Source organism: Kitasatospora dryopteridis (assembly GCF_050749075.1).
In the GTDB taxonomy this organism is placed as follows: Bacteria; Actinomycetota; Actinomycetes; order Streptomycetales; family Streptomycetaceae; genus Kitasatospora.
Map to the genome: position 1 here is coordinate 7,469,996 of NZ_CP192749.1, position 21,055 is coordinate 7,491,050.

Sequence of the window (21,055 nt, forward strand, 5' to 3'; positions counted from 1 at the left end):
GGCGGTCGTCCCTCCGCCGTCCACTACGCTCCTGACCCGGTGTCAATCGGGTGGGGGAGTGGCGGTGCCGGCGTACGAGGAACTCGGTGAGGCGGAGCGGCGGTTGTGCGAGGCGTTCCCGCGGGGTGAGGAGCTCGACCTGAGCGGGGCCGCCGACCGCACCGTCCGGGCCGGGGTGGTGGCGGAGCTGTTGTTGGGCGGCGGGCCGGGCGCCGCGCGTGGCAGGGTCGGCGGGCTGCGGCTCACCGGGGCGGTCGTCACCGGGCAGCTGGACCTCACCGGCGCGACCGTCGAACTGCCCGTCCAGCTGCGGGACTGCACCTTCGAGGAGCGGGTGCTGCTGCGCGGGGCGACCATGCGGTCCACCTCCTTCCTCGGCTGCCGGATGGCCGGAGTGGACGGCTGGCTGCTGCGCGTGGACGGCAACCTGTTCTTCGAGGACTCCGTGATCGACGGCCGGGTCACCCTCACCCGCGCCCACATCACCGGCGAACTCCGCTTCAGCGGTGCCCGGTTGACCGCAACCGAGCTGCTCGGCGCCCAGCCCGGCACCGAACCGGCCTGGGCGCTGTGGGCCGGCGGGCTGGTGATGGAGGGCGGCTGCTTCGCCCGCAAGGGGTTCCGCAGCCGCGGCGGCCTGCGGCTGGTCGGTGCGAACTTCGGCGGCGGGCTCTTCATGGAGCGCGCGCAGCTGGACAATCCGCGCGGGGAGGCGATCAGCGGCGACGACCTCACCGCCTCCACCATGATCCTCACCGAGGGGTTCACCGCCCGGGGGACGATCCGGCTGCCCGGCGCCACCGTCCGCAGCCGCCTCTCGCTGGACGGCGCGAAGCTGCACGGCGACGGCACCACCGCCCTCGACGCGACCCGCCTCACCGCCGGGGACCTCCACCTCACCCCGGCCGCCACCCCCGAAGGCACCCTCGACCTGGGCGCGGCCCAGGTCGCCGTCCTGCACGACAACGACCTTTCGCGCAGCGCCGACACCCGCCTCGACGGCCTCTCCTACACCTCCCTGCAGGGCGCCACCGGCCTCGCCGACCGCCTCGCCTGGCTGGAGCGGGGCCCCGGCTACACCCCGCAGCCGTACGAGCAACTCGCCGCCTGGTACCGGAGGATCGGCCACGACGACGACGCCCGCCGGGTCCTGCTCGCCAAGCAGCGCCGCCGCCGACGCACCCTCGGCCCGCTCGGCCGGGCCTGGGGCCGCCTCCTCGACGTCACCGTCGGCTACGGCTACCGCCCCTGGCAGGCGGCCCTGTGGCTGCTCGCTCTGATCGCGGGCGGCACCGCCGCCTTCAGCCACGGCACGCCCACCGCGGCCCAGCCGGGCCAGGGCGCCCCGTTCAACCCGTTGATCTACACCATCGACCTGCTGATACCCATCGGCGGCTTCGGCCAGCGCACCGCCTGGTACTGGACCGACCTGCACCAATGGCTCGGCTACACGCTGATCGCGGCCGGCTGGCTGCTCACCACCGCGACCCTCGCCGGCGTCACCCGCTCCCTCAACCGCACCTGACTCGTCCGGCCGCTGCCGCTGCCGCTGCCGCTGCCGCTGCCGCTGCCGCTGCCGCTGCCGCTGCCGCGGGCCGGGATCGGATGGTGTACCGGGCGTTCGGGGTGCTCACCGGCCCCGGCGCGCTCTCGCACGCTCTGCTCGGCGAGGGACTGCGGGCGGGAGGATGGGCGGGCCGTTCCGGCAGGGGGACACCAACGGTCGTCGCGAACGTGTGCGCGGCGCCGGGGGAGGTTGGCTGGTGCGGTCCGACAGGGCACTACCGAGCAAGGGGACGAACATGGCAGTGGTGATGTCGATGCGCTGGGCCGGGGTCACGCCGGAGCAGTACAACGTGGTGCGGGACGCGGTCGACTGGGAGCATGTCCCGGCGGCCGGCGGCCGGCGGCCACGTCCACGTGGCCTGGTTCGACGGGCAGGGCCTCCACGTGACGGACGTCTGGGAGTCCCAGCAGGCCTTCGAGGCGTTCATGGCCGAACGCCTCGCACCCGCGGTCGAGAAGGCCGGGATCACCGGCGCCCCCGAGACCTCCTTCGCCCCGCTCCACCGGCGGTTCGTCGCCCCGGGCGTCAGCGGCGCCGAGTAGCGGGCGCCCGGGTGCGGTGGCCGGGGCGCGTGCACCGGCCACCGCACGACGGGGCCCACGCGCCCGTACCGTGGGCTACGAGCCCTGCGCGCGGTGCCGCTTCGTGTATGACCAGGTCACCATCGCCATCAGCACCGGAACGGCGAACAGCGGCGCGAAGGCACAGGTCCACACGGCCACGGCCGTGTCGCTCGCCATGTACGTCCGGCTGTCGACCGTGAAGGCGACCACGATCTGCCACAGCGCGACCAGCACCAGGACACCCGAGGCGGTCCGGGCCAGCGCACCGAGCGTCCGCGGCCGAAGCGGACGCCACCGGTCGCTGACGAGCAGCAGCGGGAACAGGGCGGCCAGCTCGGCCAGTACGGACAGCCCGACGACGTAGGCGATGCCCCAGCCGGGGATGTCGAAGACCTCGCGTAACACCTGATCGCTGTAACCGACGTAGATCCCGGACGCCATGGCGATGCGCCACAGGCCGGAGGGAAGCACACACAGGGCGACGGCGTGGGCGGCTCGGCGGGCCCAGACGGGCGCAGGGGCGGGGAGGGCGGCAACAGGAGTCGTCATGGCGAACATGCTGGCCCTGCGCACCGGGCACCCGCGTCCTCCGCCGAGGCAGACCGTTCTCCTCCCTCGGGCCGAGCGGCACGACCGCGGCACGACCGGAGGAGGACCCGCGCATCGTCCGCCCGTCCGGTTCTGCCCCGAAGTGGGGGCGCCAGGTCGCTGCGGGATCTGCGGCTCACCGCATGACCGGACGGTCGGCGGACGTGCACTCGGCCGCGACGTTGAAGACGGCTGCACAGCCCGGGCATTCGGCTTCACCGAACAGGTGGGCGATGCCGTCGGCGGGGACAGTCCCCGCGATTGATGTCGTCCGTGAAGCCATCCAGGGCGTTCGCCCAGTGGTACTCCTCTCGGACCGCGAGCAGAGCACGGAAGGACACGAGATAGTCGGCGGGGCGTGACCGCAGGTGCCGGTCCAGCACCGCACCGAACTCCTCGATGGCCTCGGTGCAGTTGGCCGGCAGATCGTCGCAGTCGTGCCGTCCGGCCGCGCGCTCCAGGATCTTCCCGGCCAGGCCGCGCGCCTCCGCACTGCGCGGCGCGAGGCGCACCAGGTGCGGCAGGGCGGCGAAACCGGCCGGGGACACCAGGTCGTGCTCGAGAACGAGCCGCCGGGCCAGTTCCTTCCACACGTCTGCGTCTTCGTGCCACTGCACCCGCTCGAGGAGCTGCGGAACACGATGGACCTCGAGCTCCCAGTCGTGCATCTGCGCCCAGTCGATCACCCGGACATCCAACCCTCCCGAAGCGGCCGGAGGCGACTCTGCGTTCAGTCCGCGCGGTGGTTGTTCGTGCATCGGCTGCACCGGCGGCTCGGCATACGCTGGGGGCGCCGGCCGCCGTCTCTCCGCCGGTGCCACCCGCTCCTCCAACTGCACCGGAACGGCCGCCCCATGAGCATCCCCCAGGACACCCTCCGCCTCGACGCGGACGGGACCCCGGTCGCGCTGCGCGCACCGCACCGCGGCCTCACCAAGTGGCCCGACGGCCTGGCGGCCATGCGCGGGCTGCGCCTCGTCGACCTGGACGGCAACGCCCTCACGGAGTTGCCCGCCGCCGTTGCCGGCCTCCCCGCGCTGCACACCCTGCTGCTGTACGGCAACCGGATCGCCGCCGTCCCGCCCGAGATCGGCGACGCCGCGGCCCTCCGCCACCTCGCCCTCGGCGGCAACGGACTCGAGGACGTCCCGGACGCCCTGTGGCGTCTCACCGGTCTGCACTCCCTGAACCTGGCGGAGAACCGCCTCACCGGCGTCCCCGACAGCATCGGCGGCCTCACCGAACTGCGGATGCTCGACCTCGGGCACAACCGCATCGACCACATCCCGGCGGGCATCGGCGACCTGCCCGCACTCACCGACTACCTCTACCTCAGCGACAACGGCTTCACCGCCGTTCCCGCCAACCTCGGCCGCCTGCAACGCCTCGGCTACCTCAACCTCACCGACAACCGGCTCACCACGCTCCCCGACACCATCGGCGGACTCGCCTCCCTCCGTGAACTCCGCCTCTACCGCAACCGGTTGACCGCACTCCCGACCGCCGTCGGCCGCCTCGGCGCCCTCCACGAACTGCACCTCGCCGACAACCGGGTCACCGAACTCCCGCAGGAGGTGGGCGACCTGGGGGAGCTCCGCACACTCGACCTGCGCAACAACCCGCTGACCCGCCTCCCCGACAGCATCGGCGGACTCACCCGCCTGCGGCACCTCGACCTCCGCGCCACCCGCCTCACCGAACTCCCCGAGTCCCTCGCCGGCCTCCCCGCCCTCGACAAGCTCGACCTCCGCTGGACGAAGCTCGAAACCCTCCCCGACTGGCTCCCGGCCCTCCGCAGCCGCGGCTGCGCCGTGCTCCTGTAGCACCGGTTCGGGCACTGCTTGCAAGTCCCTCGGCGGATCGGACCGGCAGTACGCCCGGTCAACCGCAACCTGCCGCATGGAAAAGCCCTCGCCCGACCGAGCGCCGATCCGGCACCATCCCCGGCATGACCACGCCGTCCTTCATCCCTGGACTGGAACTCTCCCGGCGCTTCTACCTCGAAGCCGTACGGCCTTTGCTGGACGAGGCGGCCCCCGGGGTTACACACTCCGCCGCCCGCCTCGGCAACGGCTCGGAAGTCCTCGGATTCGACACCGCCCGCTCCGCCGACCACGAGTGGGGACCCCGTCTGCAGATCTTCCTGAGCCCGCGCGACGCCGCGCGCCACGGTGCGAGAATCACTGCCCTGCTCACCGAACGACTGCCGAAGACCTTCTGCGGCTACCCGACGCACTTCGCGCCCACCGGCGAGGCGGGCATCGGGGTCATGCAGGCAACGGACGGACCGGTCCACCACCGAGTTGAAGTCACAGACCCTGGTGCCTGGTTCACCGCGCATCTGGGCTTCGACGCGCGCAAGGACATCACCCTGGCGGACTGGCTGGCCACCCCCACTCAGCGCCTCGCCGAGGTCACCGCCGGCGCCGTCTTCCATGACGGCCTCGACCAGCTCGCCCGGGCCCGCGCCAATCTCGACTGGTACCCCCACGACCTCTGGCTCTACCTACTCGCCTGCCAGTGGCAGCGCATCTCCCAGGAGGAAGCCTTCGTCGGCCGCTGCGGCGAGGTGGGCGACGAACTCGGTTCCGCTGTCGTCGCCTCCCGCCTGGTGCGGGATCTGATGCGGCTCTGCCTGCTCATGGAGCGCCGCTATCCGCCCTACAGCAAATGGCTCGGCAGCGCCTTCGCTTCTACGTCCCGGGCACCCGCGCTCACCCCGGTCCTCACCGCGGCCCTCGCCGCCACCGACTGGCGCACCCGTGAGCACCACTTGGCCCGCGCCTGGACGGCCGTCGCGACCGCGCACAACCAGCTCGGCCTCACCGACCCTGTCGACCCCACCACGCGGCCCTACCACGCCAGGCCGTTTCAGGTCCTCCACGCCGAACGCTTCAGCACGGCGCTGACCACCCGCATCACCGATCCGGACATCAGCTCCCTGCCCACGATCGGCACCGTCGACCAGTTCGTCGACAGCACCGACGTCCTCAGCCGTCCGGAACTGACACGAGCCGCCACCCGCGCAACGGTCTGCTCCCCTGAGAGCTCCGGTACGAGGCGATCCGGAGGTCCCGGGGAAACCCTTTGAGGGCACCACCCCTGACCTGCCACCCTGGTGAGATGCTGCTCAAGCTCACCGGCTCCAGCTGTTCGGGCAAGACCACGCTCGCCCAATCCGCCGGCGAGCGGCTGGGGCGGCTCGCCGTGCACGACTTCGACGAGCTCGGCGTACCGGATGGCGCCGATCGCCGCTGGCGCAACCGCATGACCGAGATGTGGGTGCGTCGTGCGCTGGAGTACCAGGACCGGGGAGTCGACCTCCTGCTGACCGGGCAGTCCCCGCTGGGGGAGGTCCTGGCCAGTCCCTCGGCCCCGTCGCTGGACGGAATCGCGGTGTGTCTGGTTGACGTGTCCGACGAGCTCCGGCGCGGCAGGCTCGCCGTGCGCGACCCGGGCCGGTGAGACGCTCCGGCGGTCGACGCCTTCCTCGGCTGGGCCGCCTGGCACCGCGAACACGCCGAGGATCCCCGACACCGGCCCGACGTCATCACCGACGACAGCTGGCCCCGTATGGCCTGGCACCGCTGGACCGGGTGGACCGCCGGGGATCGGCGATGGTGCACCCACCTGCTCGACACCACGGACCGGTCCGTCGCGGAATCCGTGGACCAGGTCGAACAATGGGTGACCGAACAGCGCGATGCGCTCCGATCCGGCCGCCTCACCCTGTCGCGGGGCTGGTCGGACCGGCCGGCCGCCCGAGCCGGCCACGACTCCTGATCCACCGATGACCGCAGGCTTCACCAGGTGCCGGGGGCAGTGAGCACTGCGGCGAACCCTTCTGTTCGGAACATTAGTTGAGGCTGTACCACGTCTGCGGCAGCCAGGGGCGGCTGTGGAGGAGTGGGGCGGGGTCGGCGAGGGTGACGCGGATGCCGACGGTGCCGGCGAGGCCGACCCGGAGGCGGCTGCGGGTGAGGGCGAGCACGGCGGTGAGGCCGTACTTGTCGATCAGGGAGCTGCGGTAGCGGGCGGTGCGGTCGGGGTCGCAGAGCACTGCGCGGGCGGGCAGCCGCAGGCCGGCCGGGCGGCCGTACGGGTCGCAGGCGGCGACCAGCACGTGGGACCTGCGGCGGACCTGGCGGACGGCGTCGGAGTCGGCGGGTGCCCAGATGCCGAGGGCGGGGCCGTCCGGGACGACCCAGGTGGCGGCGGTGGCGGTGGTGCCGTCCGGGCCGAAGGTGGTGAGCAGGAGGCGCCTGGCGTCGGCGAGGCGGTCGGGCGGGTGGCTCATCGTTCCCCCTTCGTCGCTGCGTGTGGCGAGCTCAGTGCTCGGCGATCTCGCGGTACTCCTCGGCGGTGGGCTTGGTGATCTGGCCGCCGGGCCCGTACCAGCTGCGGGAGAGGGCGGTTCGGAGCCGGGCGGGTGCACCGGCTCGGCGGGGGAGGCCGCCGGCGTCGGTGCGGGGCGGGAGTTCGGCCGGCCGGTGCTGGCGGTGGGCGGTGAGCCGGTGGCGTTCGGCGGGCGTCAGCGGGGTGTGCGACTCGGTGTACTCGCCGTGCGGCAGCCGTACGACGATGCCGCTCTCCCGGCCGTGCAGCACCTTGTCCCGGTCGCGGCGCTGCAGCCCGAGGCACCAGCGGCGGGTGACGGCGAAGACCGCGACCGGGACCACGAGGACGCCGACCCGCACCGCGTAGGTGATGGTGTTGAGCGACAGGTGGAGGTGGGTGGCGATGAGGTCGTTGCCGCCGCCGGCCAGCAGCACCAGGTAGAGGCTGATCCAGGCGGCGCCGAGGGCGGTGCGGACCGGGGCGTTGCGCGGCCGGTCCAGCAGGTGGCGCTCGCGCCGGTCGCGGGTGATCCAGCCCTCGAGGAACGGGTACGCGGCGATCGTGCCGAGCACCACGGGCAGGCCCAGCAGCGGGACGAGGACGCCCAGGTTGAGCGTGTGCCCCCACAGGCCGATCTCCCAGCCGGGCATGATGCGGATCAGGCCCTCGGCGAAGCCCATGTACCAGTCGGGCTGGGCGTCGGTGGACACCTGGTCGGGGCGGTACGGGCCGTACGCCCAGATCGGGTTGACGGTGGCGATCGCGGAGACGGCGGCGATGACGCCGAACACCAGGAAGAAGAACCCGCCGGCCTTGGCCAGGTAGACCGGCATCAGCGGCATGCCGACGACGTTCCGCTCGGTGCGGCCGGGCCCGGCCCACTGGGTGTGCTTGTGGTGGAAGACCAGGATCAGGTGTGCCACCAGCAGCGCCAGCATGATGCCGGGGATCAGCAGCACGTGGAGGGTGAAGAACCGCGGCACGATGTCCGTCCCCGGGAACTCCCCGCCGAACAGGAACATCTGCAGGTACGTGCCGGCCAGCGGGACGGCGAGGATCGCGCCCTCCATGAAGCGGACGCCGGTGCCGGACAGCAGGTCGTCCGGCAGCGAGTAGCCGAAGAAGCCGTCGAACATGCCGAGGGCCAGCAGCAGGAAGCCGAACAGCCAGTTGATCTCGCGCGGCTTGCGGAAGGCGCCGGTGAAGAACACCCGCATCATGTGGACGAACATCGCGGCGACGAACACCAGCGCCGCCCAGTGGTGGATCTGGCGGATCAGCAGGCCGCCGCGCACCTCGAAGCTGATGTCCAGGGCGGACGCGTACGCCTCCGACATCCGGATGCCCTGCAGCGGCGCGTACGGGCCCCGGTAGACCGTCTCGGCCATGCTCGGCTCGAAGAACAGCGTCAGGTACACCCCCGTCAGGAGGATGACGACGAAGCTGTAGAGGCATATCTCGCCGAGCATGAACGACCAGTGGTCCGGGAACACCTTGCGGATGTTCGACCGGGCGAGGGCGTAGAGCCCGAGGCGGCCGTCCGCCCAGTCCGCGGCGCGCTGCGCCCGGCCGGATGCCCCGGGGGCGCCGCGCCGGTCGGTGGTCTGAGGGTGGGTCATGGCGTCTCCCCGTGGGCGAGCGGGCGTGGTCCGGCACTGAAACGGGGAGTGTTCCCCGTTTGGCGGTCACACCATAGCAGTAGCGGGGAGTGCTCCCCGTTTCTGCTTGTTAGGGTGGTGCGCATGGCAGACGCAGGGCGGCCGGCGCCGCAGCGGAGGGACGCGCGGCGCAATCGCGAGGCGCTGGTCGCGGCCGCCGCCGAGGTCTTCGCCGAACTCGGCCTCGACGCCCCGCTCGACGTCATCGCCCGCCGCGCCGGCGTCGGCAACGCCACGCTCTACCGGCACTTCCCGACCCGCGAGGACCTGCTCGGCGAGGTCTTCCGGTCGGCGGCCGCCGTCCTCGTGGAGGCGGGCGACGAGGCCCTGGCGGTCGAGGACGCCTGGACGGCGATCGAGGGCTACTTCACCCGGATCTTCGACCTCGTCGACGCCAATCCCGGCTTCAACGACCTGGTCACGATGGCCATCCCGAGCGTCCCGGTGCTCGCCGAGATGAGCCGCCGCAATGCGGAGACCGTCGGCACCCTGGTCGCCCGGGCCCAGGAACAGGGCGCCATGCGACGCGACGTCGTCCCGATGGACCTGCTCTTCCTGCTCGGCCCGCTCTGCCGCGCCGTGCCCGCCGCCTCGGACCTCCGTCCGGGCCTGTGGCGGCGCTACCTCGCCCTGCTGCTGGACGGCTTCCGTACCCCCGCCGCCCACCCGCTCCCCGAGCCCCCGATCGGCGACGACCGGCTCGACCAGCTCTTCGCCGGCCTCTGGGAGGCCGGCGAAGAAGAGGGCTGACCGGTCGTCAGGACGTCGGCGGACCCGCTTCCTGCCGCCCGGGCCCCGGACGTCCGAACGCCGCGGCCGCGGCCGCCGTCGCAGCGGGCGATGCAGCACTTGATGCAGGATTCGATGCGGCGTCCGTGGCAGCAGGTGTCGCATCGGGTGGGGAGTCCGGGCCGGACGGCCGGGGCGGCGGCGCCTGCTGCAGTTCGGCCGGCGGGGTGCGGTCGCCGTCCACCGGGTCGACCCGCAGCAGACTGCCCCAGACGGCCATCCGGTACAGCGAGGTGTAGGCCGGGGTGCAGGTGATCAGCGTGATGTACCGCCCGGCCTCCCGGTACGGGGACCCGTCGGGCACCGGCGCGGCGATGCCCACGTTGTCGGGCGAGGTCTCCGGCAGGACGCCGTCCACCCGGTAGACGTACCAGTGGTCCCGGGTCTCCACCACGATCGGGGCGCCCACGCCGACCGCATCGAGGTCGTGGAACTTCGCGCCGTGCCCGTCGCGGTGCGCGGCGAGCGCGAAGTTGCCGGCCTTGTCCCAGGGCATGGCCGCACGCGGCTGCTGGTAGACGCCGGCGACGCCCTGGTCCAGGACCTCGGGTTCGGTGCCCACCTTGATCATCACCGGGTCCGGCCGCATCGCCGGGACGTGCAGGAAGCCGACCTCCTGCCCGGTGCGGGCCGGCGCCGAGTCGCCGCCGGAGCCCGGCGACGCCCAGGCCTGCCGCAGCCGGTCGCCGGCCCGTTCGGCATGCCGGTTGGCCAGGAAATCGGTGCCCCACAGCGAGTACGCCGCGAACAGTGCGGCCGCGAGCGCGACGGCCAGCATCACGTTGCCGGCGGCGTTCGTCCGTCTGCGGCCGCGCGTCCGCCGCGGCTGGGTGTCTGCCGGTGTCTGGTCCATCGGTCCTCCTCCACGGGTCCGGCCGGGACGCGACACGCGCCGGACGAGACCCCGTCAGGCGCGCGGCCGGGACCGCCGATTGCCCGTTCTGCACCACCTTGTCATGGATCGGACCCAAGGGCGGCGAGTGGATGTGCGGCATTCAGGTGGTACCGGGCCGCGCGCCTGACGCCCCATCACGGCAGGAGTGCTCTTCACTCGAACGGCATGCGCGCCTTCCACCGGGCACGGCGCCCCCAGCGATTACAACCGTCTTGTCGTACGGCCCGACCGGCCGCCCCTCCACCTCCACCGCCGACTCCCCACGCGAGGTCACTTGCCATGAGTCCTGCCGCCCGGCCGCTGACGCTCACGGTCATCGTTCCCGCCCACAACGAGGAGCAGGGACTCCCGGCGACCCTCGAGGCGCTGCTGCGCCAGACCGTCCCGGCCGAGGAGATCGTCGTCATCGACGACGGCTCCACCGACCGAACCGGCGAGGTCGCCCGCGAGTTCGGCGTCACTGTCCTCCGGCCGCCGCAGAACCTCGGCAGCAAGGCCAAGGCACAGAACTACGCCCTGCCGTTCTGCAGCACCGACCTCGTCCTCGCCGTCGACGCCGACACCGTCCTCGCCGACGACTACATCGAGAACATCAAGCCCGCCTTCGACGACGAGGAGGTCCTGATCGCCTCCGGCTGCGTCCAGAGCCGCTTCGAGCGCACCTGGGCCGAGCGCGGCCGGTCCGTGGAGTACCTGTACGGCTTCCACTGGAACCGCCCGATCGAGAACATGGCCAACTCCCCGGTCGTCTGCTCGGGCTGCTGCTCGGTCTTCCGGCGCCAGCCGCTGGTGGACTTCGGCGGCTTCCCCGAGCGGACCATCGTCGAGGACATGGACTACACCTGGTCCATCCAGATGGCCGGCAAGAAGGCCGTCTACGTCAGCTCCGCCGTGGCCTGGGCCGCCGACCCGGAGGACCTCACCTACCTCCGCAAGCAGACCTGGCGGTGGGCCGCCGGCTACTTCCAGAACGTCCGCATCCACCTGCCGCGGATGATCGTCAAGAAGCCGATGCTCGCCTTCTGGGTCGCCCTCAAACTGTGGGAGACGATTGCCGTCCCGCTCTGGCTGCTCCTGCCGATGGTCGTCCCGAACGCCGGATTCTCGGTCGGCGACGCCTTCGTCTGGTGGTTCCTGTGGTGGCTGTCGACCAGCACCCTGATGATCGGCCTGCCGCTGGTGTACGCGGCGAAGAAACGGAACATCCCGCTGCGCCGCGTGCTGCGCAATCTGCCCTACGTCTTCCTGACCAAGCTGGTCGACTTCTGCTACCAGTGGAAGGCCATGGTCGTCGAACTGGTCCTCGTACCGCTGCGGCTCTCCAAGGGCGTCCACCAGTACGAGAAGGGCCGGGCGGACACGCCCGCCGCGATCCCCGCGCCGCAGGTGCCGGCCGAGGTCGAGGCCGGCGGGACGGCCACGGCGATCGCCCCCTGACGGGTGCCCGTGCGAGGTGGGTCGGCCGGTCCCGGCATTCTGCCGGGGCCGGCTTTCTTCGTGCCCGGCGGAGCTCCGCAGAACGGCGCGGAAACGAGCGAGGTGCCCGGCACCGCTCCCGGGGGAGCGTGCGCGGGCACCTCGGCTGCTTCGTTCTCGGTCAGTGGGCGGCCGACCGGCGGCCGAGATACTTCATGACGAAGCCGGACGCGCCGAGAATGAGCGCCACACCGACGTAGGCGAGCCCACTGAAACCGGTCTTGGGGAGAGAGTGCCCGTATCCCATTGATGGGTGTCCTTTCCTGGAAGGTGCCCCAGCCTTGGTGTGCCCGACCGGCGGGTGCGTCGGGAAGCTGAGTGACAATAAGGTTCTAATCTGTTCCGGCCGGTTTCCGCCGTACGGCGCGTATGTTGTTCGGGTGAAGCTCGTCCTTGGTGGGCGAACCGACCTGAATGGCCGACGACCGGTCAGGCGGGAGGGCCGATCGCGGCAGGGCCGCCCCGGCGTTCGGGTGCCGCCTGCTAGAATGTCCCCGTTGCCTTCGGCGCCCCCAGTGGATGCGTTCGGAGGCTTTTTTCATGCCTACGAACACCCCTGCAACCCTCCCGCCCACCACCCCCGGCTACCGTGCCCTGCTCCGCAACCGTGAATTCGCCGGGATCTGCACCGGCTTCACCCTCACCGTCGCCGCAAGCACCCTGTCGGGCCTCGCACTCGGCACGCTCGTCCAACACCGCACCGGCTCCCCGTTCCTGACCGCCCTGAGCATGTACGGCGCCACCTTCGCCACGGTGCTCGGCGCACTCACCCTGATGTCGCTCGCGGACGGCGCCCGGCCCCGCCGCACCATGGTCGCCCTCCAGTGCGCAGCGGCGGCGGGCGCGGCACTCCAGGCGGCCCCCGGACTGCCGCTGGCGGCCAGGTTCGGCCTGCTCCTGGTGCTGGGACTCCTCCAGTCCCTCGGCACGGGCACCCGGATGGGACTGCTCGCCGACACCGTGCCGGACTCCGCGTACGCGCCCGCGCGGTCGCTGATGAACATCACCTCGGGCGTCACGGCGATCCTCGGCTTCGCCGCCGGCGCCCTGCTGGTGCAGTCCCTGGAGCCGCAGGGCCTCTTCCTCCTCGCCGCCGCCCTCACCGGGCTCGGGGCAGTGGTCACGGCGGCGACCGTCCGCGAGCGCCCGATCCGTCCGGCCCGCCGCCCCGGACTCCGCACGACGTGGACCACCAACACCGCACTCCTCGCCGACCCCGCGCGGCGGGTACTGCTGGTCAACCTGTGGATCCCCAACGGCCTGGTCGTCGGCTGCGAGGCCCTGTTCATCACCTGGACCCCGGACCACGCCGGCACCCTGCTCGCCGCCGGATCGGCCGGCATGCTCCTCGGCGACCTCGTAGTCGGCCGGCTGCTCACCGCCGGACAGCGACGCCGCCACGCCTTCGCCCTGCGGCTGCTGCTCGCCGTCCCGTTCCTGCTCTTCGCGGCCGAGCCGCCGGTGCCCGTGGCGGCCGCCGCGGTCTTCGTCGCCGGTTCCGGCTTCGCGGCGACCCTGCCGCTGCAGGAGCGACTGCTCGCCCTGACCCCTGCTCAGGTCCGGGGCCAGGTCCAGGGCGTCGAGTCCGCGGGCCGCCTGGCCTGGCAGGGCATCGGTGCCGCACTCGCCGGCGCACTCGCGCAGTACGTGACCCCCGGCGCCGCGATGGCCGGCCTCGCCGCGGTCTCCGTCCTCCTCACCGTCACCACCCGCCCGGCCGTGGCCCGGACGGGCATCGCCCCGGCCGCCACGGTGGAAGCCGGATGATGCAGGCCCGGGCGGCGGCTCACAGGGCGATCGGACGGTACGCCAGTGCCGCGTCCACGACGGCCTCCGCCGAATCGCCGACCCCGGCGGACGGATGGAACACCAGGTCGCCGATGCCCGGATGCGGCAGGCTCGCGGACAGCAGTCGGAGGCAGTACTCGGCATCCGGCCCGCCTGCCTGAACACGCCGGACGAGCTCCACCGCCTCGTCCCGGGTGAGGTCCGGCACCCGGGGCCAGGCCGGCCGGGCGGCCTCCCGCGCGAACTCCTCCAGGCTCCGCCACCCCTCGTACTCGGCGAAGTCGGCGGCCCGGTAGGTGTGTCCCGTCCGCTCGTTGAAGGCGGCGATCGCCGCCGCGGCCTCCGTCCGACGGCCGCCGAGCACCAGGTCGCCGATCCGCTCGATCGCGGCCGAGAGCTCGCGCAGGCGCTCGGCCGGGACGGGTGGTGGCAGGAGTTCCGGACGGAGTTTCACCCGGTCGTCATCCAGTACTCCGGAGGGGCCGGGCAGACCGGTGGAATAACCGATTGCCGGGCGGGGAGCCGGGCCGGGATGATCGTCCGCATGTGCGACCACGACCGGAAGGGCGGCTGCCGCCCCCACCGATGACCGCCGCCGTGCCGCTGCCCCGGAGGGTGGCCGGCACCGCGTGCGACCCGCCGCCGGATCTGCCGTCGGCGTGCCGTCGTGTCCCCGTTCCCGCCGCAAGGCCCACCCCGGCGGGACGAGGCGTGCCCGCCCGTCGACCCCGAGGAGCAGCATGAACAAGGAACTGTCCGAGGCCCGGGAGCTGTTCGAGTCCGGCGATGTGCCCGGCGCGATCCGTACGCTCCGCCGTGCCGCCGACTCGCTCGCACCCGCCGAGTACGCACCGCTGACCGGCCGGCTCGCCGAGGCGACCGGCTTCGACGACCTCGCCGAGGCGGCGGCCGGCGTGACGGCCTCGCCCGACCGGCCCGAGGCGCTCTACGCCTTCGGCTACGCCTGCATCGAACGCGGTGTGTCGGCCCTCGCCGTCTCCGCCCTGCGCGAGGCCCTGCGGCTGGCCCTGGTGCCGCGCCGCAGCGGACTGTTCGGCCGGGCGGCCCGCCGCGGCATCGAACCGCAGCAGATCCTGCTGGAGCTGGCCGTCGCGCTGGAGGACGAGCAGCGGCACGCCACCGCGGTGGAGCTGCTGGCCGAGCACGACGGCCTGCTGACCGACTGGCCGGGCCGCTACCTGCTGGTGCACAACGCGCTCATGGACGGCCGGACGGATGCCGCCGCACGGGTGTTCGCGGCGCTCGGCGAGCCCTCGGACACCTGGCGCCCCGCCGCGGACCGGGTCCGCCGGACCCTCGACCGTGCCCGGGACGCCGCCCCGGCCGACCGCCGCGACCTCCGCGGCTGGCACTACACGCTGACCGGGGGAGTGCTGGCCACCCTCTCGCCGTACGGCTTCGAGGCCGGCATGACCGGCCGGTGGGCGTACTACGGGGACAGTTTCGACGCCTGCCGCCGCGGGCTGGACCGGCTGGGCGTGATCCTGGCGGCGGCCGGGCACCGCCCGAGCAGCGTCGCCCTGCTGCCCGACCGCGGCAGCCACGCGCTCGGCCTCGCCGCCGCCCGGCTGCTCGGCCTGCCCGCCGAGCCCTACCGGCCCGGCACGCCGGATGCCCTGGTGGTGGCGTACGACCTCAACGAGTGCGACCAGGACCTCGTCCGCGGGCTGCGCGAACGCGCCCCGGGCGAGGTGCTGTTCGAGCACGCCACCTGCTGGACGGACACCCCGGCGGTCTCCGCCGACGTGTCGACGCTGCTGGTGCAGCACGTGGTCGCGCCCTGGGAGCCGTCCCTGCGGATCGGTGACGACGGCACTCCCGAGCGGACCCCGGCCGACGAGCGTTCGGCCGAGGAACTGGCCGAGGAGATCTGCGCGGCCGATCCGGAGCCGGACGAGGGCGACGGCGAGACCCCGGCCGACCCGGACGAACTGCTCGCGGCCTTCACCGTCAAGGTCCGCGGCAGCTGGCTGAGCGGGGCCCGGGACCGCATCCGCTCGGCGGGCCCGGTGGGCAGCTCGAAGTTCGGCTGACGCCGGGGCTGTACGCAGTCGGGCCGGGGCGTCTCGGGCCCCGGCCTCGGGCCACCCAGGGGCGCGGGGAACTGCACGAAACGGAAGGCGCGGTGCCGTCCCTTCCGTTTCGTGCAGTTCCGTCCCCGGCCTTCGGCCGGGAGGGCCCCCGGCGCCCCCAGGGTCTTGCCCGCAGCCTTTCAGTGCACCGGCTCGTGCGTGCGGGGCGCCGGCCGGGCTTCGGCCGGGGCCGGGCGGCCTTCCTCCCGGCGGGCCGGCCTGCGGGTGCGGAGCAGGAGCCAGGAGGTGGCGGCGGCGGTCAGGAGCAGGGCGGCGGCCAGCCAGGCGGCGGTGTTGACACCGTGGACGAAGGCGAGCTCGGCGCCGTCCAGGAGCCGGGTGCCGAGCGGGCCGGGCAGGGCGGCTGCGGCGTCGACGGCGCCGCCGATCGACTCCCGGGCCTGGGCGGCGCCCTCGGCGGACACCCCTTCGGGGACGGTCAGGGCGCCCGCGTAGATGGCGGTGACGGCCGAGCCGACCAGTGCGATGCCGAGGGCGGTGCCGAGTTCGTAGGCGGTCTCGGACACGGCCGAGGCAGCGCCGGACTTCTCGGCGGGTGCCGAGCCGAGGACGAGGTCGGAGGCGAGCGTGTAGACGACGCCCTCGGCGGTGCCGGCGGCCAGGAACGAGGTGCCCAGCAGCAGGTAGGTGCTGTCCCGGTGCAGCAGGCCGAGGACGGCGATGCCCGCGCCCATGGCGAGCAGGCCGGCCGTGAGGGTGGCCCGGGCGCCGAACCGGCGGGCGGCCCGGGCGGTCAGCAGGCCGCCGGCCACGGCGCCGGCGAAGGCGGGGAGTTCGGCGATGCCGGCGGCCAGCGGCGACATGCCGCGGACCAGCTGCAGGTACTGCGACATGAAGAAGATCACGCCGGAGAGGCCGATCAGCGAGGTCAGGGTGGCCACCACGGCCGCGGTGAACCGCCGGTCGGCGAAGAGCCGGACGTCCAGCAGCGGGGTGTCCAGCCGCAGCTGGCGGCGGACGAAGAGGACGAGTGCGGCGGCGCCGACCGCGAAGGACACGGGGATGGTCCAGTGCGTGAACGGGCCGTGCGCGGCGGCCTCCTTGACGGCGTAGACGACGCCGATCACACCGGCCATGGAGAGCGCGACGCTCGCCACGTCCCAGCGGCCGGGCCGCGGGTCGCGGGACTCCGGCAGCAGCCATGCGCCGAGGGCGAGCAGCAGCGCCAGCACCGGCAGGTTGAGCAGGAAGACCGAGCCCCACCAGAAGTGCTCCAGCAGCACGCCGCCGACCAGCGGGCCGAGGGCGGCGCCGGCGGTGGCGCCCGCGCCCCAGATACCGATGGCGGTGGCCCGCTCCCGGGCGTCCGGGAAGAGCGCGCGGATCAGGGACAGGGTGGAGGGCATGATGGTGGCGCCGGCGACGCCGAGCAGGGCGCGGGCGAGGATCAGCCAGCCCGGGCTCGGGGCGTAGGCGGCGAGCACGGAGGCGGCGCCGAAGGCGGTGGAGCCGAGCAGCAGCAGGCGCTTGCGGCCGATCCGGTCGCTGAGCGCGCCCATGCTGACCAGCAGCCCGGCGAGCACGAAGGAGTAGGTGTCGCCGATCCACAGCAGCTGGGTGCCGCTCGGGCGGAGCGTCTCGCTGATCGACGGGATGGCGAGGGAGAGCACGGTCGCGTCGAGGGCGACCAGGGTGACGGCGAGGACGAGTACGCCCAGGCCGGCCCAGCGGTGCTGTGCGCGGGCCTGGACGTGGGTGCCGGTCATGAGGGTTCCGATCTCCTGAGGGCTCCGCCGAGGAAGAGTTCGGTGAGCGAGTACGCGCCGTCGCGGGGGGCGAGTCGTCCGTCCTGGACGGCCCAGCCGACGCCGGCGACGAGGTCGAAGAAGGCTTCGCTGAGCCAGCCGGCCGAGAGTTCGATCCGGAAGACGCCCTGCTGCTGGCCGCGGAGGAAGAGCGCGCGGACGCGGGCGTCGTGGGTCTCCCAGAGGTCGTTGATCTCGGGGTCGTCGTAGAGCTGGTTCTCGCCGGCGAGGAAGGCGCACAGGGCGGCGTCCGGGACGACCGCGTCGACCAGGCGGCGCAGCGCGGTGTCGGCCGGGCCCTCCTCGATCCGTGCGGTGTCGCAGGCCTCGGCGAACTTGCGCAGGCTCAGCATGCCGACCTCGCGGATCAGCGCCTCGCGGCCCGGGAAGATCCGGTGCAGCGTGGCGCGGCTGATCCCGGCGGCGCGGGCGATCTCGTCGAGGTGGGCCGTGGGGCGGCGCGAGAGCACGCCGACGGCTGCCTCGAGGACGGAGTCGCGGTCGGTAGCCATGAGCCGAGTGTAGACCATCTGAGACATTGGTGTCTCAAAAGAATGCTGGGCATCTTGAATGAGGCGCGGTGCGGAGGGCGAAGGGCCGGTTCCGGGCAGCACAGAACCGGGGACGGCGGGGCCGCCCCCGGTCGGGGAAGGGGTGGGTCAGCTCTGGTTGTAGAAGCCGCTGTCGTCGAGCGGGCGGTCGATCACCGTCACCTCGACGTCGGCCGGGGTGAGCAGGAAGACCCGGCGGGCGATCCGCTCGATGCCGCCGCGGGTGCCGAAGACCAGGCCGGAGGCGAAGTCGACCATGCGCTTGGCCTCGGGGTCGTCCATCTCGCTGAGGTCCATGACGACGGGCGTGCCGGTGCGCAGGTGCTCGCCGACGGTGCGGGCCGCCTCGAAGCCGGTCGGCTTCAGCGAGACGATCTTCGCCGCGGGCGCCGGCACGGAGGGCAGGGTGTCCTCGGTGTCCCATCCGTCGTCGTAGACCGCAGCGGGGTAGCTGCCGGAGGGCATCAGCCACCCGTTGTGGTGCTCGTCGCGAAGTGCTCCCATTGCCGCGCCTCCCTCTCCCGTCCCGAACGCGTCCCCCGGGTGGGCGTGTCTTTTTGACACGTCATCCACTTGTTGGAACTGTCCGAGTATCGCACTGATCACCGGTTCGGTGCCCGCACGTGACCGCCGTCCGGGTCGTGGCGCGCCCTCTGGTCGGGTGATCCCGACATTCGGTGCGACGCCCCAGGCGGTCGGACGGTTCCGCGCGTAGACCATACGGGGGAGGTGCGTCGGCAAGTTGACGATCCGTCAACGATGCCGTAACGACGTCAGTCCCCCGTGGCGCCGTCGATCCGCTCCCGGATCAGATCGGCGTGTCCGTTGTGCCGCGCGTACTCCTCGATCATGTGGACGAGGATCCAGCGCAGCGTGACCTCCTCGCCGCGGCGCAGGCGCTTGCCCACCGTCTCCGGCGGCAGGCCGGCGGCCGCCGCGCGGGCCAGCTCGACCTGGGTGCGGAAGGTGGCGAAGTCGGCCTCCACGTCCGCGGTGTCGACCTGGTTGAAGTCGCCGTCCTCGTCCTCCTTCGACCAGTAGATGCCCTCCTCGAACTCCTGGCCCTGCAGGATGGCGAGGAACCAGTGCCGCTCCACCTCGGCCATGTGCCGCACCAGGCCGAGCAGGCTGAGCGAGGACGGCGGCACCGACCGCTCCCGCAGTTGCTCGTGGCTCAGGCCCTCGGTCTTGAGCAGCAGCGTGGCGCGGTGGAAGTCCAGCCAGGCGTGGAGCATGGCGGTCTCGTCGGCGGCGAGGGGCGGATCGATGCGTTCGGTCGTCGTCATGCCGCACATCCTGATGCAGCGTCGGGAACGCCCGCCACCGATTATCGGGCGTGTTCACACCCAGGGGTGGTCGCCCGACGGGCCTCCGGTCAGGCCGCGGCGGCGGCCCTGCGGGTGCGCCGCAGCGAGAGCAGACTGCCGGCGGTCAGCAGCACGATCACGCCGGTCGACAGCAGGAAGGCCGGCGAGGTGGGCGAGCCTGCGCTGGCCCCGGCGACCACGTACGCGGCCGTCCCCGGCAGCACGCCGATCGCGGTGGCGGCGAGGAACGGGACGGCCCGCACGCCGGACAGCGCACAGGCGTAGTTGGCGGCCTGGAACGGCACCCCCGGGATCAGCCGCAGCAGCAGCACGCTGCGGAAGCCCTGCTCGGTGAGGCGGCGGTCCAGCGCGGTGGCGGCCCGCCCCTTCACCAGCGGGCGCAGCGCGTCGCGGGCGAGGGTGCGGCCGAGCAGGAACGCCCCGGCGGCGCCCAGCGTCGTCCCGGCGACCGCCAGCGGCAGCCCCTGCGCCACACCGAGCAGCAGGCCGGCCGCGGCATTGAGGGCGGGCTTGGGCACGAAGGCGAGCGTGCCCAGCGCGTACACCGCGAGGGCGACCGGCAGCCGCCACGGCCCGCTGCCCCCGCCGAGCGCGGCGGCCGGGCTCCACAGCAGCAGCGAGCCCGCGGCCGCGGCGAGCAGGACCACCAGCAGCACGAGCCGCAGGCGGGCGGAGCCGGCGGCGCTCACGCCGGGACTCCGACCGGCACGCGCAGCTCCTTGAGCAGGGCGATGTCCCGGGCGTGCCGGGCGCCCTCGACGCGGTCCGGGTCGTGCCGGCCGTCGGGCGTCTCGATGATCAGCGGTACGTCGGCGGTGTCCGGGTGGGCGAGGAGTTCCGCGAAAGCCGCTGCGCCGATGTGGCCGGCGCCGATGTTGGCATGCCGGTCCTTGCGGGCGCCGACCACGTCCTCGGAGTCGTTGGCATGGATGAGCCGCAGCCGGCCGGGGCCGACCGCCGCGGTGAGCTCCGCCATCATGGCGGCGGTGCCGCCGGGGGCGGCGAGGTCGTGCCCGGCGGCGAAGGCGTGGCAGGTGTCCAGGCAGACGCCGAGCAGCGGGTGGCGGTCGAGCACGTCGGCGTAGTCGGCGAGATCACCCATCCGCCCGCACAGCGAGCTGCCCTGGCCGGCGGTCGGCTCCAGCAGCAGCCACGGCGCGTGGTGGCCCATCGCGTCCAGCTCGTCGAGCAGCGGCATGACGCCCGCCCGGACGTGCGCCAGCGCCTGCGCCCGCGTCCCGCAGAGCGCCGAGCCGGTGTGCACCACCACACCCAGCGCGCCGATCGCCCGCGCCCGGTGCAGCGAGTGCCGCAGCGAGGCGGCCGAGCGCTCCCGGGTGGCGGCCGACTCCGAACCGAAGTTGATCAGATAGGGGGCGTGCACGTACGCCGGGATGCCGGCCTCCGCGCAGGCCGTACGGAAGACCTCGTCCTGCTGCGGATTGCCGGGCGGGGTCGCCCAGCCGCGCGGGTTGGCGACGAACACCTGGACGGCCTCGGCGCCGACCCCGGCCGCATAGGCGAGCCCGGTCCCGGCCAGCCCGCGGCCCGCGACGGGCACATGGGCGCCGACCGGGTTGCGCTGCGCGGGCACGGCCGCGGGGAGGTCCATGGCGGCGAGCATGCCCGATGCGGTGCCGCAGGCGGAAATCGGG

General features: G+C 73.2%; 22 protein-coding genes. 9 read left to right on the forward strand and 13 right to left on the reverse strand.

Translation table 11 applies throughout. From position 1 onward, the window contains the following. The first annotated feature begins 64 nt into the window (after window positions 1-64). A complete protein-coding gene (locus ACQ614_RS33875; RefSeq protein WP_431682909.1) occupies window positions 65-1,525 on the forward strand; it encodes an oxidoreductase in 1,461 nt (486 codons plus the stop codon). 359 nt (window positions 1,526-1,884) lie between these two features. Then, complete coding sequence (locus tag ACQ614_RS33880) at window positions 1,885-2,109, forward strand: hypothetical protein (RefSeq protein WP_431682911.1); 225 nt, start codon at window positions 1,885-1,887, stop codon at window positions 2,107-2,109. Window positions 2,110-2,184: 75 nt separating this feature from the next. On the opposite strand, the gene ACQ614_RS33885 is transcribed toward ACQ614_RS33880, so the two are convergent. Then, window positions 2,185-2,679, reverse strand: a complete 495-nt coding sequence (locus ACQ614_RS33885) for a hypothetical protein (protein ID WP_431682912.1) — start codon at window positions 2,677-2,679, stop codon at window positions 2,185-2,187. Window positions 2,680-2,933: 254 nt separating this feature from the next. Beyond that, complete coding sequence (locus ACQ614_RS33890) at window positions 2,934-3,404, reverse strand: hypothetical protein (protein WP_431682913.1); 471 nt, start codon at window positions 3,402-3,404, stop codon at window positions 2,934-2,936. Window positions 3,405-3,572: 168 nt separating this feature from the next. Between ACQ614_RS33890 and ACQ614_RS33895 the strand changes: the two genes are divergently transcribed. The 3 genes from ACQ614_RS33895 (at window position 3,573) to ACQ614_RS33905 (ending at window position 6,183) form a co-directional block, all read left to right on the forward strand. Further along, window positions 3,573-4,541: a leucine-rich repeat domain-containing protein gene (locus tag ACQ614_RS33895; RefSeq protein ID WP_431682914.1), complete on the forward strand. Its 969-nt coding sequence runs from the start codon at window positions 3,573-3,575 to the stop codon at window positions 4,539-4,541. Window positions 4,542-4,666: 125 nt separating this feature from the next. Next, on the forward strand, window positions 4,667-5,809 hold the full coding sequence (locus tag ACQ614_RS33900) for a DUF4037 domain-containing protein (RefSeq protein ID WP_431682916.1): 1,143 nt from the start codon (window positions 4,667-4,669) through the stop codon (window positions 5,807-5,809). A 32-nt stretch (window positions 5,810-5,841) separates the two neighbouring features. After that, entirely contained in the window at window positions 5,842-6,183 is a 342-nt protein-coding gene (locus ACQ614_RS33905; RefSeq protein WP_431682917.1) for a hypothetical protein, read from the forward strand. A 391-nt stretch (window positions 6,184-6,574) separates the two neighbouring features. Here ACQ614_RS33905 and ACQ614_RS33910 read toward each other — a convergent pair whose 3' ends face one another. Next, a complete protein-coding gene (locus ACQ614_RS33910) occupies window positions 6,575-7,015 on the reverse strand; it encodes a PPOX class F420-dependent oxidoreductase (RefSeq protein ID WP_431682919.1) in 441 nt (146 codons plus the stop codon). Window positions 7,016-7,046: 31 nt separating this feature from the next. Beyond that, window positions 7,047-8,675, reverse strand: coding sequence for a cytochrome bc1 complex cytochrome b subunit (gene qcrB, locus ACQ614_RS33915; RefSeq protein WP_431682921.1), 1,629 nt, complete (start codon window positions 8,673-8,675; stop codon window positions 7,047-7,049). Window positions 8,676-8,798: 123 nt separating this feature from the next. Here qcrB and ACQ614_RS33920 point away from each other — a divergent pair, with 123 nt between their 5' ends. Further along, window positions 8,799-9,464 carry a TetR/AcrR family transcriptional regulator gene (locus tag ACQ614_RS33920; protein ID WP_431682923.1) on the forward strand — a complete coding sequence of 222 codons (666 nt, stop codon included), beginning with the start codon at window positions 8,799-8,801 and terminating at the stop codon, window positions 9,462-9,464. 7 nt (window positions 9,465-9,471) lie between these two features. Here ACQ614_RS33920 and ACQ614_RS33925 read toward each other — a convergent pair whose 3' ends face one another. Beyond that, window positions 9,472-10,356, reverse strand: a complete 885-nt coding sequence (locus ACQ614_RS33925) for a class E sortase (RefSeq protein ID WP_431682925.1) — start codon at window positions 10,354-10,356, stop codon at window positions 9,472-9,474. 321 nt (window positions 10,357-10,677) lie between these two features. Here ACQ614_RS33925 and ACQ614_RS33930 point away from each other — a divergent pair, with 321 nt between their 5' ends. Next, complete coding sequence (locus tag ACQ614_RS33930) at window positions 10,678-11,835, forward strand: glycosyltransferase family 2 protein (RefSeq protein ID WP_431682927.1); 1,158 nt, start codon at window positions 10,678-10,680, stop codon at window positions 11,833-11,835. Between the two features lie 160 nt (window positions 11,836-11,995). Here ACQ614_RS33930 and ACQ614_RS33935 read toward each other — a convergent pair whose 3' ends face one another. Further along, a complete protein-coding gene (locus ACQ614_RS33935) occupies window positions 11,996-12,121 on the reverse strand; it encodes an LPXTG cell wall anchor domain-containing protein (protein WP_431682929.1) in 126 nt (41 codons plus the stop codon). A gap of 293 nt (window positions 12,122-12,414) precedes the next feature. Here ACQ614_RS33935 and ACQ614_RS33940 point away from each other — a divergent pair, with 293 nt between their 5' ends. After that, entirely contained in the window at window positions 12,415-13,641 is a 1,227-nt protein-coding gene (locus tag ACQ614_RS33940; protein ID WP_431682930.1) for an MFS transporter, read from the forward strand. Between the two features lie 19 nt (window positions 13,642-13,660). Here the strand turns inward: ACQ614_RS33940 and ACQ614_RS33945 are convergent, their stop codons facing one another. Further along, the gene (locus ACQ614_RS33945; RefSeq protein WP_431682932.1) at window positions 13,661-14,116 is read right to left on the reverse strand and encodes a hypothetical protein; all 456 of its coding nucleotides are present in this window, start codon (window positions 14,114-14,116) and stop codon (window positions 13,661-13,663) included. Between the two features lie 286 nt (window positions 14,117-14,402). Between ACQ614_RS33945 and ACQ614_RS33950 the strand changes: the two genes are divergently transcribed. Beyond that, a complete protein-coding gene (locus ACQ614_RS33950; RefSeq protein WP_431682934.1) occupies window positions 14,403-15,716 on the forward strand; it encodes a hypothetical protein in 1,314 nt (437 codons plus the stop codon). A 179-nt stretch (window positions 15,717-15,895) separates the two neighbouring features. On the opposite strand, the gene ACQ614_RS33955 is transcribed toward ACQ614_RS33950, so the two are convergent. From ACQ614_RS33955 to ACQ614_RS33980, 6 genes are all read right to left on the reverse strand, one after another. Next, window positions 15,896-17,482, reverse strand: coding sequence for an MFS transporter (locus ACQ614_RS33955; protein ID WP_431682936.1), 1,587 nt, complete (start codon window positions 17,480-17,482; stop codon window positions 15,896-15,898). Further along, window positions 17,479-18,033, reverse strand: a complete 555-nt coding sequence (locus ACQ614_RS33960) for a TetR/AcrR family transcriptional regulator (protein WP_431682938.1) — start codon at window positions 18,031-18,033, stop codon at window positions 17,479-17,481. Before ACQ614_RS33960 ends, ACQ614_RS33955 begins: the two co-directional genes overlap by 4 nt. 147 nt (window positions 18,034-18,180) lie before the next feature. Continuing rightward, a complete protein-coding gene (locus ACQ614_RS33965) occupies window positions 18,181-18,576 on the reverse strand; it encodes a cell division protein SepF (protein ID WP_363493441.1) in 396 nt (131 codons plus the stop codon). A 269-nt stretch (window positions 18,577-18,845) separates the two neighbouring features. Beyond that, window positions 18,846-19,358, reverse strand: coding sequence for a DinB family protein (locus tag ACQ614_RS33970; protein ID WP_431682940.1), 513 nt, complete (start codon window positions 19,356-19,358; stop codon window positions 18,846-18,848). An 89-nt stretch (window positions 19,359-19,447) separates the two neighbouring features. Next, window positions 19,448-20,089 carry a TVP38/TMEM64 family protein gene (locus ACQ614_RS33975; RefSeq protein ID WP_431682942.1) on the reverse strand — a complete coding sequence of 214 codons (642 nt, stop codon included), beginning with the start codon at window positions 20,087-20,089 and terminating at the stop codon, window positions 19,448-19,450. Further along, a complete protein-coding gene (locus ACQ614_RS33980) occupies window positions 20,086-21,012 on the reverse strand; it encodes a deoxyribonuclease IV (RefSeq protein WP_431682944.1) in 927 nt (308 codons plus the stop codon). The genes ACQ614_RS33975 and ACQ614_RS33980 overlap by 4 nt, the downstream gene beginning before the upstream one ends. Between the last annotated feature and the right edge of the window lie 43 nt (window positions 21,013-21,055).

Coding starts and splice junctions, on each gene's coding strand:
- ACQ614_RS33880 (WP_431682911.1), top strand. CDS start 1,885: ATGTCCCGGCGGCCGGCGGCCGGCGGCCACGTCCACGTGGCCTGGTTC.
- ACQ614_RS33885 (WP_431682912.1), bottom strand. CDS start 2,679: ATGACGACTCCTGTTGCCGCCCTCCCCGCCCCTGCGCCCGTCTGGGCC.
- ACQ614_RS33895 (WP_431682914.1), top strand. CDS start 3,573: ATGAGCATCCCCCAGGACACCCTCCGCCTCGACGCGGACGGGACCCCG.
- ACQ614_RS33900 (WP_431682916.1), top strand. CDS start 4,667: ATGACCACGCCGTCCTTCATCCCTGGACTGGAACTCTCCCGGCGCTTC.
- ACQ614_RS33905 (WP_431682917.1), top strand. CDS start 5,842: ATGCTGCTCAAGCTCACCGGCTCCAGCTGTTCGGGCAAGACCACGCTC.
- ACQ614_RS33910 (WP_431682919.1), bottom strand. CDS start 7,015: ATGAGCCACCCGCCCGACCGCCTCGCCGACGCCAGGCGCCTCCTGCTC.
- qcrB (WP_431682921.1), bottom strand. CDS start 8,675: ATGACCCACCCTCAGACCACCGACCGGCGCGGCGCCCCCGGGGCATCC.
- ACQ614_RS33920 (WP_431682923.1), top strand. CDS start 8,799: ATGGCAGACGCAGGGCGGCCGGCGCCGCAGCGGAGGGACGCGCGGCGC.
- ACQ614_RS33925 (WP_431682925.1), bottom strand. CDS start 10,356: ATGGACCAGACACCGGCAGACACCCAGCCGCGGCGGACGCGCGGCCGC.
- ACQ614_RS33930 (WP_431682927.1), top strand. CDS start 10,678: ATGAGTCCTGCCGCCCGGCCGCTGACGCTCACGGTCATCGTTCCCGCC.
- ACQ614_RS33935 (WP_431682929.1), bottom strand. CDS start 12,121: ATGGGATACGGGCACTCTCTCCCCAAGACCGGTTTCAGTGGGCTCGCC.
- ACQ614_RS33940 (WP_431682930.1), top strand. CDS start 12,415: ATGCCTACGAACACCCCTGCAACCCTCCCGCCCACCACCCCCGGCTAC.
- ACQ614_RS33950 (WP_431682934.1), top strand. CDS start 14,403: ATGAACAAGGAACTGTCCGAGGCCCGGGAGCTGTTCGAGTCCGGCGAT.
- ACQ614_RS33955 (WP_431682936.1), bottom strand. CDS start 17,482: ATGACCGGCACCCACGTCCAGGCCCGCGCACAGCACCGCTGGGCCGGC.
- ACQ614_RS33960 (WP_431682938.1), bottom strand. CDS start 18,033: ATGGCTACCGACCGCGACTCCGTCCTCGAGGCAGCCGTCGGCGTGCTC.
- ACQ614_RS33965 (WP_363493441.1), bottom strand. CDS start 18,576: ATGGGAGCACTTCGCGACGAGCACCACAACGGGTGGCTGATGCCCTCC.
- ACQ614_RS33970 (WP_431682940.1), bottom strand. CDS start 19,358: ATGACGACGACCGAACGCATCGATCCGCCCCTCGCCGCCGACGAGACC.
- ACQ614_RS33980 (WP_431682944.1), bottom strand. CDS start 21,012: ATGGACCTCCCCGCGGCCGTGCCCGCGCAGCGCAACCCGGTCGGCGCC.